We start from the raw sequence: 17,913 nt of genomic DNA, 5'->3' as shown, positions 1-17,913 counted from the left end.
AGAGGTTTATCAGAGTTGATGTCTTGAAGTACTTTTAATTGTTGCTGTAGAGTGCTGGCTTAGTTGACATTCTTAGCCCTATTTCATTTGAAGAGCCCAAGTTAATGAGTAAGATCTACCATCACCCAGTACAAATTTACTATGAAGATACCGATCACTCAGGTGTGGTTTATCATCCAAATTTTCTAAAATACTTCGAGCGTGCGCGCGAGCATGTATTGGGTAGCGATAAATTGGCAGAATTGTGGAATGAGCACGGATTAGGCTTTGCCGTGTATAAAGCCAACATGACTTTCCAAGATGGAGTTGAGTTTGCAGAGATCTGCGATATCAGAACCTCTTTTGAACTTGATGGAAAATATAAGACTTTATGGCGACAGGAAGTTTGGCGTAAAGGTGCAGCAAAACCAGCAGTGATTGGTGATATTGAAATGGTTTGCCTAGATAAAGACAAACAACTTCAGCCTGTGCCTGCTGAAGTATTAAAAGCGATGCTTGGAGAAACGAGCTAACTCTTTCTCAACTGTCTAGCTTAAAAGAGATGAGACGACGAAAAGGTCCTCATCTCTAATTGAATTGGAAGACTCTCCCCACCAAGTGTAACCGCAAAACGATACTGGTCATCCAATCGCCCTAAGCAACATTGCCAACTTGTAGAAACATCGTCTTGCTCAGAAGAATCCAAATCCAACCTGATTCCGTTATGTAGCCTGATTTCGCGATACAACCCTGGCTTAGCATCCGATGAGCCGAATTCCGCTGATTCCTTGCTCAACAATGTTTGCATAGTCAAAAATGTTTGCTTGGTCAAATTAGAGAAGTCGAACGAAAAGCTTCGCAACGATGTGGCTAACCCTTTTCCTGTCGCTTTGATATATGACTCCTTCAAAGCCCATAAATCAAAGAAACGCTCTCTTTGCTCTTCTGTATTTAGTTCAAGTAAATCCGTGATCTCTTTATCTGAAAAGTAATGCTTCATGATCGCATCAATGTTAGTTGACGTTCTCGCATGTTCGATATCAACACCCAATTGAACTGGCTCCCCTTCCCTTTGGAAAACCGCAACTAACAAATGAGCTTTGCTATGGCTAATATTGAAATTCAGCCCTGTTTTTTTATGTTGTTCGGCAATCAAACTTGGCTTTCCTTTTTCGCCATATTCAAATCGCCACTCTTCAGGTTGATAAAAACCGTAAGTTGATAAAACCGCCCGTAAATAATTACGTACATATAAAGCTTGAAGCTGAGCTGTAGGCATTCGATACCGCTCAACTTTCATCACTTCATCTTCAGGTAGCTGATTTTTTAAACAAGCAATAACATCCGATTCATCATTCATTTCTTCGAGTGGGCACAACCATAAGTCAACAGTTTGAATGCTATTCAAGTCAAATTCTCATTTATAAAAACACGCAAAAGGCGAACAAAACATCACCGCCCACATTTCTCTGTATATCAGCCAGAACAAAACGACAAATACCATTTATATTTCAGACAAAAGTTAAGATTCGGAATCATAACAAATTTAAAATCGATATGTATTTTTCCTTACAGAACAGATCACTATTAAAGGTTGATTACAAAAACCTGACATAGATCTCACACACTTAAAAAATAGAGTATAAACACTAATTTTTCAAACTAAACCATTATTAATCATATATTTAGTAAAATAATAATCACAAAAATATATTTATCGAGTTTTCCAACTGGTCTGAAGAGATCGTCATGAGCTCTGGGGGCATTGTAACCACTAGTTTCCTCGGGTAGCCTGCTCAACCATTAAACAAATTCACACGTTTTCTTTGCGGATACCGACTTATCATTTAGTCAGACTTTGAACAGGATTTTAATGGACATCGCCTCAACATTTGAATGCTACTTTCGCGCATGAAACACCTCCCAAACTCTCGTAAGTCAATGCACTTCGAAAACCCAACTTTTAACTGGTTGCCGTCACTCAGCAACTTGAATTTTCAGCTGTGCTTCCCTAAATCTGTTTCAGATTTTCTTTCTATAGCTTTAAAAGCGCAGCCTCAAAACACGACATCACTTTCTGTGATTTCTAGTGGAGACTCATAATGAGCCAACCCGAGACAAATACCCCAGAATCAGTAGATGATTCTCGACTGAATAAACGCCTTAAAGATATGCCTGTCGCTATCGTTGGTATGGCGAGCATGTTTGCAAACTCTCGTTACCTGAATAAATTTTGGGATCTCATCAGCGAAAAGATCGATGCAATTACCGAAGTGCCAGATACGCACTGGCGTCCAGAAGATTACTACGACTCAGATCGTACTACGCCAGACAAGTCTTACTGTAAGCGCGGTGGTTTTATCCCAGAAGTGGACTTCAACCCTATGGAGTTCGGCCTTCCGCCAAACATCCTAGAACTGACTGATACGTCTCAGCTGCTTTCTCTGATCGTTGCAAAAGAAGTACTTGAAGATGCAAAACTTCCTGAAGGCTACGATCGCGATAAGATCGGTATTACGCTTGGTGTTGGTGGTGGGCAGAAGATCGCTCAAAGCCTGAATGCTCGTCTCCAATACCCTGTATTGAAAAAAGTCTTCAAGAGCAGTGGTATCAACGACGAAGACAGCGAAATGCTGATCAAAAAGTTCCAAGACCAATACATCCACTGGGAAGAAAACTCATTCCCTGGTTCATTGGGTAACGTAATATCAGGTCGTATTGCTAACCGCTTTGACCTTGGTGGCATCAACTGTGTGGTAGATGCTGCGTGTGCAGGCTCTCTAGCCGCAATGCGCATGGCTCTTAGTGAGTTGGTTGAAGGCCGCAGTGAAATGATGATCACAGGTGGTGTGTGTACTGATAACTCACCAACCATGTACATGAGCTTCTCTAAAACGCCAGCATTCACTACTAATGAAACCATTCAACCTTTCGATATCGATTCAAAAGGGATGATGATTGGTGAAGGCATCGGCATGGTTGCTCTTAAGCGTCTTGAAGATGCAGAGCGCGATGGCGACAGAATCTACTCAGTGATTAAAGGTGTCGGTTCTTCTTCGGATGGTAAATTCAAGAGTATTTACGCACCTCGCCCTGAAGGACAAGCGAAAGCACTAAAACGTGCTTACGATGATGCTGGTTTCGCACCGCACACGCTTGGTCTTTTAGAAGCGCACGGTACAGGTACTGCAGCGGGTGATGTAGCTGAATTTGGTGGCTTAAACTCGGTATTCAGTGAGAACAATGAAGAGAAGCAACACATTGCGTTAGGCTCTGTGAAATCTCAAATTGGTCACACCAAATCAACTGCAGGTACTGCAGGTTTAATCAAAGCTGCATTAGCACTGCACCACAAAGTACTGCCGCCAACGATCAACGTATCGGCTCCGAATCCTAAGCTGGATATCGAGAACTCACCGTTCTACCTAAACACACAAACGCGTCCTTGGATGAAACGTGTCGACGGCACACCGCGCCGTGCAGGTATCAGCTCATTCGGTTTTGGTGGCACTAACTTCCACGTTGTATTGGAAGAGTACACGCCAGAACATGCTCGCGGTGACAAATACCGTCAGCGCCAAGTACCGCAAACTCTGTTATTCAGCGCGGAATCTCGTCAAGCACTGATCAATGAGCTCAAGCAGGTTTCAACTCAAGCAACAGACGCTGCGTTCAAGCTAGAAGCGCTTGCTGAGCAGCACGCTCTACGCGAAGTAGACGCTAAGCACGCTCGCCTTGGTTTAGTTGTAACTGACCAAGCAGACCTTCAAGCGCAACTGACTCAAGCAGTTTCTATGCTTGAGAGCCAAACCAAAGCACATTGGCAGATGCCAAACGGTACTAGCTACCGTGAGTCGGCACTGATTGCTGAAAACGGTGCTGGTAAAGTGGCTGCATTATTTGCTGGTCAAGGTTCGCAATACCTAAACATGGGTCGCGAGCTTGCTTGTCATTACCCTGAAATGCGCCAACAGCTTGCTCAAGCGGATCAGGTATTTGGTCAGCACAAGAAAACGGCTCTGTCGCAAATTCTATTCCCAATTCCAACTTTCACACCAGAAGCAACCAAAGCTCAAGAAGCTGTACTAACCAACACCGCCAATGCGCAAAGTGCAATTGGTACTGTGTCTATGGGTCAGTTCGACATCATGACTCAAGCAGGCTTCAGAGCAGACATGGTCGCAGGACACAGCTTTGGTGAGCTAAGCGCACTATGTGCATCGGGTGTTATCTCGCAAGACGATTACTACCAGCTAGCTTTCGCTCGTGGCGATGCAATGGCGGCGACACCAGAACAAGGCGACAGCGGTACGATGTTTGCGGTCATCCTAGACGCAGACAAACTTCCAGCCGTTGAAAGCTGCATCAGCCAATTCGAAGGCGTGAGCATTGCCAACTACAACGCTCCGACTCAACTGGTTATTGCAGGTCCAACTGCGACGGTTCAACAAGCAGCACAAGCGCTGACAGAACAAGGCTTCAAAGCAATCGCTCTGCCTGTATCTGGCGCGTTCCACACTCCACTTGTTGCTCACGCTCAAAAACCATTTGCTGCTGCAATTGACAAAGCTTCATTTAGAGCTCCAACGCTGCCGCTTTACTCAAACGCAACGGGCAAACTACACAGCAAAGACGCGAAAGCGATTAAGAAAGCGTTCAAGCAACACATGCTGCAATCGGTTCGTTTCAGCGAGCAAATTGAAGCGATGTATGAAGCAGGCGCGCGTGTATTCGTTGAGTTCGGTCCGAAGAACATTCTTCAAAAGCTGGTTGAAAAAACATTGGCTGATAAGAACGAAGAACTTTACGCAATCAGCATCAACCCAAGCCCTAAAGGCGACAGTGACCAACAGCTTCGTTTAGCTGCGGTTCAACTGTGCGTGGCAGGTGTTTCATTAGACAACATTGACCCTTACCAAGCTGACATTGCTGAACCTGCAAAGGCATCACCAATGAACATCAAGCTGAATGCAACCAACTACATCAGCCCTGCTACTCGTAAGAAAATGGATCAATCATTGGCTTCGGGCAACGTCACCGAAAAGACCGAGATTGTTGAAGTGAAAGTTGAAGTCGAGAAAATCGTGGAAAAAGAAGTGATTAAAACAGAAATCGTTGAAGTACCTGTGGCTGCTCCTCAAGCTTCAAATGTACAACAGTCAACTGCTCCAGCACCAAGTGCACAAGTAGTAACAGCAGCTCAGCAGCCACAAGTGGCGCAATCTGCACCAGCGACTATTCAGCCAGCAGCTCAAGTAACAGTTGATGAATCTTCACTGCAATCGTTCTTCAATGCTCAACAACAAGCAGCAGAAGTACATCAGCAATTCTTGGCGATTCCTCAGCAATACGGTGACACATTCAACACCCTAATGTCTGAGCAAGCGAAAATGGCAACAGCAGGCGTAGCAATTCCTGAGAACCTACAGCGTTCTATGGAAATGTTCCATCAGCACCAAGCTGAAACGCTAAAAGCTCACGCTCATTACCTAGAAATGCAAGCGCACAGCAACAACTCAGCACTTAATATGCTGACGCAAGGTTCAGTACAAACCGCACAACCAACCTTCGTTGCGCCAGTAAATGCTCAGCCAGTAATTCAAGCTACTCCAACAGCTATCGTTCAAGAGCCTGTAGCTCAGGTACAAGCGACTCCTGTACAGGCTCAGTCTGTTCAAGCAGTACCAGTTAAAAATACAACAGTTCAGCAAGCTCCAGTCCAGAAAGCCGTTCCTGCACCACAAGTAGCCGCTCAAGCAACAGCACCTGTTGCAGCTCAGCCTGTGCCAGTAAAAGCACAACCAGCTCCTGTGGCTGCACCAGTAGCAGTACAAACAGCCGATGCTGAAAAAGTGATGCTAGAAGTGGTCGCTGAGAAAACGGGTTACCCAACGGAAATGCTTGATCTAGAAATGGACATGGAAGCAGACCTTGGTATTGACTCAATAAAGCGCGTAGAGATCCTTGGTACCGTTCAAGACGAAATGCCGAACCTACCTGAGCTGAACCCTGAAGATTTAGCTGAGTGTCGTACTCTTGGTGAAATCGTTACCTACATGAACAGCAAGATGCCTTCTGGAGTTTCAAATAATGAAGCTGCACCAGTTCAAGCAGTTGCTGTAGCTAACGGTCTTGATGCGAAAGTCGTTCAACAAACCATGCTAGAAGTGGTTGCTGAGAAGACAGGTTACCCAACGGAAATGCTTGATCTAGAAATGGATATGGAAGCAGACCTTGGTATCGATTCAATCAAGCGTGTTGAGATTCTTGGTACGGTTCAAGATGAACTGCCTACTCTTCCAGAGCTAAACCCTGAAGACTTAGCTGAGTGTCGCACTCTTGGCGAAATCGTTGCCTACATGAACAGCAAGCTTCCAGCTTCAGCTCCTGTGTCTTCACAAGCAGCAGTAGTTGCTCCAGCAACAGCTAGCAATGGTCTAGATCCGGCAGTCGTTCAAAAAACCATGTTAGAAGTAGTGGCAGAGAAAACGGGCTACCCGACTGAAATGCTAGACCTAGCAATGGATATGGAAGCTGACCTTGGTATCGACTCAATCAAGCGTGTTGAAATCCTAGGTACGGTTCAAGACGAACTACCGACTCTTCCAGAGCTAAACCCTGAAGACCTCGCTGAGTGTCGTACTCTAGGCGAGATAGTCGACTACATGAACAGCAAACTTCCAGCTTCTGCTCCAGTAGCGGCTCAAGTATCTGCACCAACGCAAACAGTATCAAATGGTTTAAACGCGGAGCAAGTTCAAAGCACAATGCTGAGCGTAGTGGCTGATAAAACGGGCTACCCAACTGAAATGCTTGATCTAGCAATGGACATGGAAGCAGACCTTGGCATCGACTCAATCAAACGTGTTGAGATCCTTGGAACGGTTCAAGACCAGCTACCAACATTGCCAGATCTGAACCCTGAAGATCTAGCTGAGTGTCGTACTCTTGGCGAAATCGTTGACTACATGAATAGTAAGCTAGGCGCTACTGCTACTACGAGTACAGAAGTTGCTGCAGCAACTGTAGAAAGCGCGAGCAACGACCTAAACCCTGCTCATGTTCAATCAACAATGATGGAAGTGGTTGCCGACAAAACAGGCTACCCAGCAGAAATGCTCGACCTAGCGATGGACATGGAAGCAGACCTTGGTATCGACTCAATCAAACGTGTTGAGATTTTAGGTACAGTTCAAGACCAGCTACCAACGCTGCCAGAACTAAACCCTGAAGACCTAGCTGAGTGTCGTACGCTTGGTGAAATCGTTACCTACATGCAAAGCAAGCTATCCGCTGCTGCACCCGTAGCGACTCCTAAAGCTGAATCGGTAACGCCTATCGCAGAAACAGCGACAGCGGAACTTCCTCCACACAATGAGGTGGCGCTAAAAAAGCTACCAGCGGCAGATAAACTCGTCGATTGTTTCTCAAAAGACGCTTGTGTCGTGATCACAGATGATGGTCACAACGCCGGTGTTCTAGCAGAAAAGTTGACCGCTAACGGCATTCAAGTTGCTGTAGTGCGTAGTGCTCTTTCTGCCGCGTCACCTTTAAACAGTGAAATCGCAAGCTACACACTCAACAGCGTCGATGATGCTGGTGTGACTGCAGTTATTAACGACATCGAAGCAGACCTTAAAACGTCGAACAAAGTGATTGCGGGCTTCATTCACCTACAAGCTATCGTTGATGCTAAACAAAGCAACGAGCAAGCGATTAACTTGAATGCAGACTCAAGAGCTTCACTGACGACAGCGTTCTTATTCGCAAAGCACCTAAATGGCCAACTGAATGCCGTTTCTGGTCGCAGCGTGTTCTTCACATTAAGCCGTATCGATGGTGGCTTTGGTTACCTAGATACTAAGCAACTAGCGAATGCAGAACTTAACCAAGCAGCTCTGTCTGGTCTAACTAAGACACTGAGCCATGAATGGTCAAACGTGTTCTGCCGTGCATTGGATGCTGATGCTTCTATTGATGCTCGTCACCTAGCTGAAGCTATCACAGGCGAACTGTTCGATATCGACACCAACACGGTGGAAATCGGTCTTAGCCATGCGGAAAACGGTGAATCTGGTCGTGCAACACTGATTGCGACAACACCAGGCGCTGCACAAACTAAAAACACAGGCGCTCAACTCACCAAGAGCGACAAAGTTCTGGTGACAGGTGGCGCTAAAGGCGTGACGTTTGAATGTGCACTGACGCTTGCTAAGCAATGTAAATCTCATTTCATTCTTGCAGGTCGTAGTAAGCATATTACTTCAGCTGAGCTACCTCAGTGGGCACAAGGCAAGCAAGAGAAAGAGCTAAAACCTGCTGCAATTGCGCACCTACAAGCTACGGGTGATAAGCCAACGCCGAAGAAAGTTGATGCCTTGCTAAAACCGGTATTGAGCAGCCTTGAAATCAACGCAGCACTTGCCGCTTTCAACGAGATTGGCGCGAGCGCTGAATACCTAAGCCTAGATGTATCGAACCATGAGTCAGTAGCGAAAACGCTGGCGAATTTCGAAGGCATCACAGGTCTTATCCACGGTGCAGGCGTACTGGCTGACAAGCACATTCAAGATAAAACACTTGATGAACTGAACATGGTTTACGGCACGAAAGTGGGCGGACTAGAAGCGGTTCTTGGTGGTCTTGATAGCAGCAAGCTAAAACTGATTGCGATGTTCTCTTCGGCGGCGGGTTTCTACGGAAACACAGGCCAAAGTGATTACTCGATGTCTAACGAGATCCTGAACAAAGCGGCTCTACAGCTGTCTGCTCGCAACCCTCAAGCGAAAGTGATGAGCTTCAACTGGGGACCGTGGGACGGTGGCATGGTAAACGCAGCACTGAAACGTATGTTCACAGAGCGCGGCGTGTACGTAATTCCTCTTCAGGCAGGTGCAGAGCTATTTAGTTCTCAACTGCTGAACGAAACTGGCATTCAACTGCTGGTTGGTACGAGCATGCAAGGTTCTGACAACAAGGAAGCTGCTGTAAAAAAGCTTAATGCGGAGTCTGTGCATCTTGCAAAGAGTCCGCTAAATACAAGCATCACTGTGACACGTCATCTTGATCCAAAGGCATTGCCTTTCATTCAAGATCACTGCATTGCCGGTAACCCAGTGTTACCGACAGTGTGTGCCATCCAATGGATACGTGAAGTGGCAGAGCAACTGTTAGGGGTGAACGTTAGCGTTCACAACTACAAACTGCTTAAGGGTGTGATTTTTGATACCGATGAAGTACAAGAGCTGAAACTGGTTCTTTCTTCTGATGCTAAATCAAAAGATCAGCTAAAAGCGGTGATCAGTTGCCAAGGGCGACCACAGTATCAAGCTCAGTTGCAAGTTGCCTCTGTGCAAGTGTCTGAAGATGTTCAACAAGCGTCAGTAAAACGCTTTGAAGCCAACACTTCAGCACCTGTAACAACGGCACAAGCTCTATACAGTGACGGCACTCTGTTTCATGGACCAAGACTGCAAGGTATTACCTCAGTTGAACGCTTTGACGACTTAGGCTTACTGGCTCAGTGCCAATTGCCTCAGATTAAAAACAGCGACTGCGGATCATTTATTCCTAAGCAAGGTTTTGGCGATAGCCAGCCATTTGCTGAAGATTATCTGTTGCAAGCCATGTTGGTATGGGCTCGATTGAAATACGGCGCGGCAAGCCTACCGTCTGCAATCGGTGAGTTTATTTGTTACGCACCGATGCACAATGGTGACCAAGGTTGGCTAGAGCTGAGCGTGATAAAAAGCACGGCTCGTTCTCTGCAAGCTGATATCTCGCTTTACCACCAAGATGGTCGTTTAAGTGCGGTAATGAAAGGTGCCAAAGTCACCATCAGCAAGAGCTTAAACGATGCATTTTTGCCGAAGTCTAGCTCAGCAGTATCAAAGAAAGAGGCGACTAAGAACGCAGAAAAGGAGCAATTGTCATAGTGACTGTTCCTACTAATAAAGCGATGCCATTGCGCATCGCTCTTTTAGCTCAGCCAGCAAACGCGGCTGAGCTTTCTGCCGACTTATCACCTTCGCTTCCAGAGATTGTTACTGTCGTGGTTGATGGCAATTTTAATCAAGCACTTGCTCACGCCATCGAGACAGTCAATCAAGGTAATGTTGTTAAGCTTTGTTTGGATTCTCATTCTCCATCATTGTTGATGTTGAACGCGCTGACCGCTGCTCAAAACAAGATTCATCCACACGCTTATCTAGCGGGTTTTGTAGATACAGCTATCGGAGATAGCATTCAGCTAGCTCTGGATATTGCACGTCGCCCTGCGACAGATTTAAGCCATCAACAACAATATTCTGCACTTTCTGCTTCGCAGCAGTTTGATGAGTTGTTGAATATAGTTGAGGCGATATCGAGCCGTTCATTGCCGAGCCATTCATTAGCTAATAATTACTGGTTCACTGAGCCGAACAAAGCTCGTGTTTCTGCGTTAACTTTCAGTGACGATAGCCAAAAATCCACCAGCCTGATATTGACTCAAGCGACCGGTTTGCAAGAACCAAAACCCTTGCTATCAAGCGAGCGTTTGATGTTTGTGGTTTCAGGCAACGAACAAGCCGAGTTGGTTTCTCAGTTAATCTCGTTAAGAGAAGAGCTTAAATGCGTTAACGAAGCGGCAGACAGCAAACTTGCTATCGCCAGCTTGATGCATTCAAACCTAAGCCACTTTCAAAGCGTTCAACACAATGCTGGCCGTGGTGTGAACATCGTGATTCAAGCGGCTTCAATTGAGGCTGCACTACAAGAGATCTCAGCGCTAGAAAATGCGTTGCCAAAAGTAATGACTGACAATAGCCATTACAAAACGCCAGCGGGCAGTTGTTTCTCACCGATGCCTCAAAGCAAAGGTGGTGTTGCATTTGTTTACCCTGGTGTTGGCACGGTTTATCCCGGTATGTTGCGTGAATTTCACCACCATTTCCCACAGTTATTTGCTCGCTTAGAGCGCGAAGGTAACTTGAAAGAGATGCTGCAGGCTGAAAAAACCTACGCTGACGACTCGCAAGAAATGTCGCTCAGTGAGCTGGCAATTGCAGGTGTGGGCAGTAGTTATCTGTTAACACAACTGCTATGTGATGAATTCAAAGTACAGCCAGATTTCGCCTTGGGCTACTCCAAAGGTGAAGCCTCCATGTGGGCTAGCTTAAATATTTGGAAAAATCCACATGCGCTGATTGAGATGACTCAAACCAGTCCTATCTTCACTACGGCTATTTCTGGCGAACTCACCGCAGTGCGTCAAGATTGGCAGCTGAACGGCAACGAAAGCATCCAATGGAATAGCTTTGTGGTTCGCAGTGATGCGCAAGCGATTGAGGCTCTGTTACCAGAGTTTCCACGTGCTTACCTTGCCATTATCCAAGGTGACACTTGCGTACTGGCAGGCTGTGAAAGCACCTGTCGTGCTCTGCTCAAGAAACTGGGTAAACGTGGCATTGCCGCGAATCGTGTTACCGCAATGCACACCACACCAGCATTGAGCCAACATAGCCAAGTGCGTGAGTTTTACACACAACCACTGTTCGACGAGTTGCCAAAGCATATCCGCTTTATCAGCGCAGCAGGTCTACCGACTGGCGAACCAATCAATATAGACAGCGACAGCATAGCCCTTTCGATTGCCGACACTTTCTGTTCGACGCTGGATTTCACCGCGTTGATCCAGAGTGCGCGTCAACAAGGTGCTCGCCTGTTTGTTGAAGTGGGTGCCGATCGTCAAACCAGCACATTGATCGACAAGATCAATCGTAGCGACAACGTAGCCGACCAATACTGCTCAATCGCTTCCAATGCCAAAGGCGGGGACGATATTGTCACGCTCATCAAATGTATTGGTCAGCTCATTACTCATCAAATTCCACTGTCTGTCGAGCCATTTATTCAAGGGTTAGAACAACAGATCACCACGAAGCAATTAAGTGGTGTGTCTCAAGGCAGCACAATGAATCATCAAGGAGAGCTAGTATGAGTTCTCAATCGAATCAGGCTCAGAACAAACAGCAAGTGAAGTGCAATAAGATCGCGATTGTCGGTATTGCTAACCAATACCCAGAAGCTGATACGCCAAAAGATTTTTGGCAAAACTTGCTAGATAAAAAAGATTCTCGAACCACATTAAGCGCTGAAAAGTTAGGTGCTAAACCCGAAAGCTATCAGGGCGTACAAGGCGAATCAGACCGCTTTTACTGTGACAAAGGCGGCTACATCGAAAACTTCAATTTCGATAGCAATGGCTACCGCTTAACAGCAGAATCGTTCAACGGTGTTGACCAGAGTTTTCTATGGGCTTTGGATACCAGTCGTAAGGCGCTAGTCGACGCAGGCATTGATCTGAATGCCGATGTTTTAGAGCGCACAGGCGTGATTATGGGTGCCCTTTCGTTCCCAACCACACGTTCAAACGACCTGTTTCTTCCGATGTATCACTCGGTGGTCGAGAAAGCACTTAAAGATAAATTGGCTAATGACCAATTTTCACTGCTACCAACCAATGAAACCGCGCAAGACCTCAATCCTATCAATGGCGCTGCAGCACACAACGCCTCTAAGTTAGTGGCTGATGCATTGGGTTTAGGTAACGTGCAACTTAGCCTAGATGCGGCATGTGCAAGTTCAGTGTATTCATTGAAGTTAGCGTGTGATTACTTGAACACGGGCAAAGCCGACATGATGTTGGCAGGAGCGGTATCAGGTGCTGACCCATTCTTTATCAACATGGGTTTTTCCATCTTCCACGCTTACCCTGACCACGGTGTGTCGGTTCCGTTTGATAGCAACAGTAAAGGTCTGTTTGCTGGCGAAGGTGCGGGTGTTTTAGTCCTAAAACGCTTAGCTGATGCAGAGCGTGATGGCGACAACATCTACGCAGTCGTCAGCGGTATTGGCTTGTCGAACGATGGCCGTGGCCAGTTCGTATTAAGCCCAAATAGCAAAGGACAAGTCCAAGCCTTTGAACGCGCTTACGAGGCTTCGAACTTAACACCAGACAGCATTGAAGTGATTGAGTGTCACGCAACCGGCACGCCATTAGGTGACAAGGTTGAGTTAACCTCAATGGAGCGTTTCTTTGCTGACAAATTGAATGGTTCTAACCCGCCACTGATTGGCTCTGCGAAGTCCAACCTCGGCCACTTGCTGACTGCGGCAGGTATGCCAGGGATCATGAAGATGATCTTTGCGATGAAAGAAGGTGTGCTTCCGCCAAGTATTAACTTGGATAAGCCACTATCGTCGCCGGAAGGTTTATTTGGCTCACAGACTCTGCCAACACAGGTTCAACCTTGGCCAAGTAAAGCGGGCAACCCAGATCGCTGCGCGGGTGTTTCTGTATTTGGTTTCGGTGGTTGTAACGCACACTTACTGCTTGAAGCGTATTCAGACACGAGTCATGTAAACCAGACTCAAGAGTCGACTTCTCCAAGCCTACAACCGTCTAATTTAAGCATTACAGGCCTCGCGTCTCACTTCGGTTCTCTGCAAAGTATCAATGAGCTGAACACTGCGATTGAAACCAACAACGATGCTTTCATTGCTTTGCCTAAGAAGCGCTGGAAAGGCTTAGACCAACATCCAGAATTACTGAATCAGTTTGGTTTACGCGGCATTCCAAACGGCGCGTACATCGATCAGTTCGATCTCGACTTCCTGCGCTTTAAAGTGCCACCTAATGAAGATGACCGTTTGATCTCTCAGCAGTTGCTACTGATGAAAGTCGCAGACGAAGCGATCAAAGACGCCAAGCTTGTTGCAGGCCAAAAGGTTGCGGTTTTAGTCGCGATGGAAACTGAGCTTGAGATGCACCAATTCCGTGGACGCGTAAACCTGCATAGCCAATTGGCTGACAGCTTTACCAACATGGGTATTGAGCTAACACAAGACGAATACCAATCGCTAGAAACCATCGCGATGGACAGTGTGATGGACGCAGCTAAGCTGAACCAATACACCAGTTTCATCGGCAATATCATGGCTTCACGTATCTCTTCATTGTGGGACTTTAACGGCCCTGCCTTTACGATTTCAGCCGCTGAACAGTCAGTTGCTCGTTGTATTGATGTTGCGCAAAACTTGATGTCGCAAGAATCGATGGATGCAGTCGTGATTGCAGCCGTTGACCTTAGTGGCAGTGCAGAACATGTGATTCTGAAGAACAGCGTGAGCCCAGTGTCACTTTCTCCAAAATTCGGGCAACCGCAAGACGGCAGTTGGAATGCAGGTGAAGGCGCAGGTGCAATTGTTCTTGTTGAAGAAAACCAAGTAGCGAGCAACCAATATGTGGCTTACGGCAGCATCAACGCATTAGCCTTTGGTTCAAGCGAGCGTAACAACGCCGTTGTTGATGAGTTACTGACTCAAGTCGGTATGAGCTCGAACGATGTTTCTCTGCTTGAGCTTAACCATGCACCAGAGTCTTCGTCTCATCAGTTTTCGTCTCTAAGTTTAGCGAGCACAAAGACGACTCAAGCGTGTCAGCGTGTTGGTCATTGCTCTGCAGCTTCTGGCATGGCAAGCCTGCTACACGGTCTGCTGAACCTGAATCTTGCACCTCTGAATCCGAATGTCAGCTCTAAAAACGCGATTGTTGCCAACATCAGCGAAGGACAATGTTCACAGCTGCTACTAAGCCAATCGAGTGTTGAATCTCAATCACTTTCCGTTCGTTTAAGCAATGAACAGGCGAGCGATGCTAAACGTCAATTAGTTAAGCAAGTGACTCTTGGTGGTCGTGATATCTATCAACATATTGCCCAAACCCCAGTGACCAACTTGGCAACGATTCAACAGAAAGCTTCTGGTAAACAAGCAGCAAGAGTGGCGTCGATTCCAACGACAGCAAGCATTCAAGCAGCCCTTGCGCAAAAAGAGTTAGAGAAGAAAGCATTAGCGCAGAACGCGGTAGAGCCAGTCATCGAAACTCCTACATCAGTATCCCCTACTCTGGCGCCAACTCGCCACAGTCAGCTAACAGGTAACCACAGCAATATGACTCATGTCCTATCCGCTAAAAATGGCACGTCTCAAATCGACGCTAATACGGATGCAGCATTACAGCCGTCTGTAACACCACACAACCAAGCTTTTGCTCAAAACCAGCAAGCAACGCAGCAAGTACACAAAGCATTCCTGCACACTCGTGCCCAAGGCATGCAGATGGCTGATGCACTATTGAAAGCACAGTTAAACGCAATTACGTCTGGTTTAGATAGCTCAAGTTTAGAGAACAATGCCCTTTCTCAACAAACGAGTGGTCAACAAACGCTAGCTCAGCCTGTTCAAGCTCAACCAACTCAGGTTCAGTCAACGCCAGTCAACGTACTTGCGACGCCAGCACCAGTAAAACCTATCCGTAAACCATGTATCTGGGATTACGATGATCTGGTTGAATACGCTGAAGGCGATATTGCGAATGTATTTGGTCCTGACTACGCGATCATCGATAGCTACTCGCGTCGCGTTCGCTTGCCAACCACCGACTACCTACTGGTATCTCGTGTAACCAAGCTCAACGCGACAGTCAACGAGTACAAGCCAAGCACCATGACCACCGAATACGACATCCCAGTTGATGCGCCGTATCTTGTCGATGGTCAGATCCCTTGGGCAGTGGCGGTAGAATCTGGTCAATGCGATCTAATGCTGATCAGCTACCTAGGCATTGATTTCGAAAACAAAGGCGAGCGTGTTTATCGCCTGCTTGATTGTACGCTGACTTTCCTTGGTGACTTGCCTCGTGGTGGCGATACGCTGCGTTACGATATCTCAATCAACAACTTTGCTCGCAATGGCGACACGCTGCTGTTCTTCTTCTCGTACGAATGTTTCGTTGGCGACAAGATGATCCTGAAAATGGATAACGGCTGTGCGGGCTTCTTCACTGATGAAGAGCTAGCAGACGGCAAAGGTGTGATTCACACTGAAGATGAAATCAAGGCTCGTAAGCTTGCAACTAAGCAACGCTTCGACCCTATGCTGCACTGCCCTAAAACGCAGTTTAACCACCAAGAACTGCGCCACCTGCTGACTGCCAACATTGCAGAGTGTTTTGGCCCAACTCACCAATCTGATCGCCACCAGCCTTCTCTATGCTTCAGCTCAGAGAAGTTCATGATGATCGAAAAGGTCAGCCGTGTTGAACCGCAAGGCGGCACATGGGGACTTGGTCTGATTGAAGGTCACAAGCAGCTAGAGCCTGAGCACTGGTACTTCCCTTGTCACTTCAAAGATGACTCAGTAATGGCTGGTTCTTTGATGGCAGAAGGTTGTGGTCAACTGCTTCAGTTCTTCATGATGCACCTTGGCATGCACACGCTTGTTCAAAATGGTCGTTTCCAACCGCTTGAAAATGCGCCTCAACAAGTACGCTGTCGTGGTCAAGTTCTGCCACAATCGGCAGAACTGACGTACCGCATGGAAGTGACTGAGATTGGTCTAAGCCCTCGCCCATACGCGAAAGCTAACATCGATATTTTACTGAACGGCAAAGTGATTGTTGATTTCCAAAACTTGGGTGTGATGATCAAAGAAGACGACGAATGTACTCGTTATCTGCCTTCTTTAGAAACAGCTGTCGTGACCCCTGTTATCGAAAACTTGAGCCATACACCAGCAGTGAACCAACAAGCTTCAGCAAATGCGCCACTTATGGCTCAAATTGAAGACCTAGAAACTGCGCCAAACAAAGGTGTGGTTCCTCTTCAACACGTTGAAGCGCCGGTGACTCCTGATTACCCAAATCGCACACCCGATACGGTTCCATTCACTCCATATCACATGTTCGAATTCGCAACCGGCGATATCGAGAAATGTTTCGGTCCTGATTTCTCTATCTACCGTGGAATGATTCCACCACGTACTCCGTGTGGCGACCTACAGCTAACTACTCGCGTTGTTGAGATCGACGGTAAGCGTGGCGACTTCAAGAAGCCTTCATCGTGTATCGCAGAGTACGAAGTGCCAGAAAATGCATGGTACTTTGATGAAAACAGCCACCAGACCCTAATGCCTTACTCGGTATTGATGGAGATTTCACTACAACCAAACGGCTTTATCTCTGGCTACATGGGCACAACACTGGGTTTCCCAGGTGAAGAACTGTTTTTCCGCAACCTAGATGGCAGCGGCAAAATGCTGCGTAACGTCGACTTGCGTGGCAAAACAATTACCAACGATTCTCGTCTGCTTTCAACAGTAATGATGGGCACCAACATCGTACAGAGCTTCAGCTTTGAACTGAGCACTGACGGCGTGCCTTTCTACCAAGGTACCGCGGTATTTGGTTACTTCAAAGGCGCAGCATTGAAAGATCAGCTTGGTTTGGACAACGGTAAAGTGACTCACCCTTGGCACGTTGATAACAACCGCACGCCGGATGTAAACATCAACCTGCTAGACAAAACGACGCGTTACTTCAATGCACCTGTTTCTGCTACTGGTGAAGTACAAGAGCACTACCAACTGGCTGGCGGTCGTTTGAACTTTATCGATACGGTGCAGATCACCAGCGATGGTGGTAAAGACGGTCTGGGTTACCTATACGCTGAGCGTACGATTGACCCAAGTGATTGGTTCTTCCAGTTCCACTTCCATCAAGACCCAGTAATGCCAGGTTCTCTAGGTGTCGAAGCGATCATCGAACTGATGCAAACCTACGCTCTAAACAAAGACCTTGGTGCAGGCTTCCGCAATCCGAAGTTTGGTCAAATCCAATCTGAAGTGAAATGGAAATACCGTGGTCAGATTAACCCTCTGAACAAACAGATGTCTCTGGATGTACATATCACTGCGATTAAAGACGAAGACGGTAAACGTATCATCGTTGGCGACGCAAACCTGAGCAAAGATGGTCTGCGTATTTACGAAGTGAAAGACATCGCAATTTGTATCGAAGAAGCATAAACCTGACACGGGACTAGGAAAGAAAGA

5 protein-coding genes are annotated in these 17,913 nt (G+C 46.8%); 4 read left to right on the top strand and 1 reads right to left on the bottom strand.

What is annotated here, in order from left to right; translation table 11 throughout:
• Window positions 1–104 precede the first annotated feature (104 nt).
• Window positions 105–512, top strand: coding sequence for a thioesterase family protein (locus OCU78_RS04430; protein WP_137372354.1), 408 nt, complete (start codon window positions 105–107; stop codon window positions 510–512).
• Between the two features lie 20 nt (window positions 513–532).
• Here OCU78_RS04430 and OCU78_RS04425 read toward each other — a convergent pair whose 3' ends face one another.
• Window positions 533–1,339 (bottom strand): 4'-phosphopantetheinyl transferase family protein, encoded by an 807-nt coding sequence (locus OCU78_RS04425; RefSeq protein WP_137372792.1) that lies wholly within the window; start codon window positions 1,337–1,339, stop codon window positions 533–535.
• Window positions 1,340–2,081: 742 nt separating this feature from the next.
• Between OCU78_RS04425 and OCU78_RS04420 the strand changes: the two genes are divergently transcribed.
• The 3 genes from OCU78_RS04420 to OCU78_RS04410 are packed head-to-tail and all read left to right on the top strand — an operon-like array spanning window position 2,082 to window position 17,886.
• A complete protein-coding gene (locus OCU78_RS04420; RefSeq protein WP_137372353.1) occupies window positions 2,082–9,914 on the top strand; it encodes a type I polyketide synthase in 7,833 nt (2,610 codons plus the stop codon).
• Window positions 9,914–11,959, top strand: coding sequence for a PfaB family protein (locus tag OCU78_RS04415; protein ID WP_137372352.1), 2,046 nt, complete (start codon window positions 9,914–9,916; stop codon window positions 11,957–11,959). The genes OCU78_RS04420 and OCU78_RS04415 overlap by 1 nt, the downstream gene beginning before the upstream one ends.
• Entirely contained in the window at window positions 11,956–17,886 is a 5,931-nt protein-coding gene (locus OCU78_RS04410) for a hotdog fold thioesterase (protein ID WP_137372351.1), read from the top strand. The genes OCU78_RS04415 and OCU78_RS04410 overlap by 4 nt, the downstream gene beginning before the upstream one ends.
• The last annotated feature ends 27 nt before the right edge of the window (window positions 17,887–17,913 follow it).

The organism is Vibrio gallaecicus, from assembly GCF_024347495.1.
GTDB classification, from domain to species: domain Bacteria; phylum Pseudomonadota; class Gammaproteobacteria; order Enterobacterales; family Vibrionaceae; genus Vibrio; species Vibrio gallaecicus.
This window is presented reverse-complemented; position numbering and strand designations above follow the sequence as displayed.

What these genes read in the sequence shown, in the direction of transcription:
- OCU78_RS04410 (WP_137372351.1), top strand. Translation starts at nt 11,956, where the DNA reads ATGAGTTCTCAATCGAATCAGGCTCAGAACAAACAGCAAGTGAAGTGC.
- OCU78_RS04430 (WP_137372354.1), top strand. Translation starts at nt 105, where the DNA reads ATGAGTAAGATCTACCATCACCCAGTACAAATTTACTATGAAGATACC.
- OCU78_RS04425 (WP_137372792.1), bottom strand. Translation starts at nt 1,339, where the DNA reads ATGAATGATGAATCGGATGTTATTGCTTGTTTAAAAAATCAGCTACCT.
- OCU78_RS04420 (WP_137372353.1), top strand. Translation starts at nt 2,082, where the DNA reads ATGAGCCAACCCGAGACAAATACCCCAGAATCAGTAGATGATTCTCGA.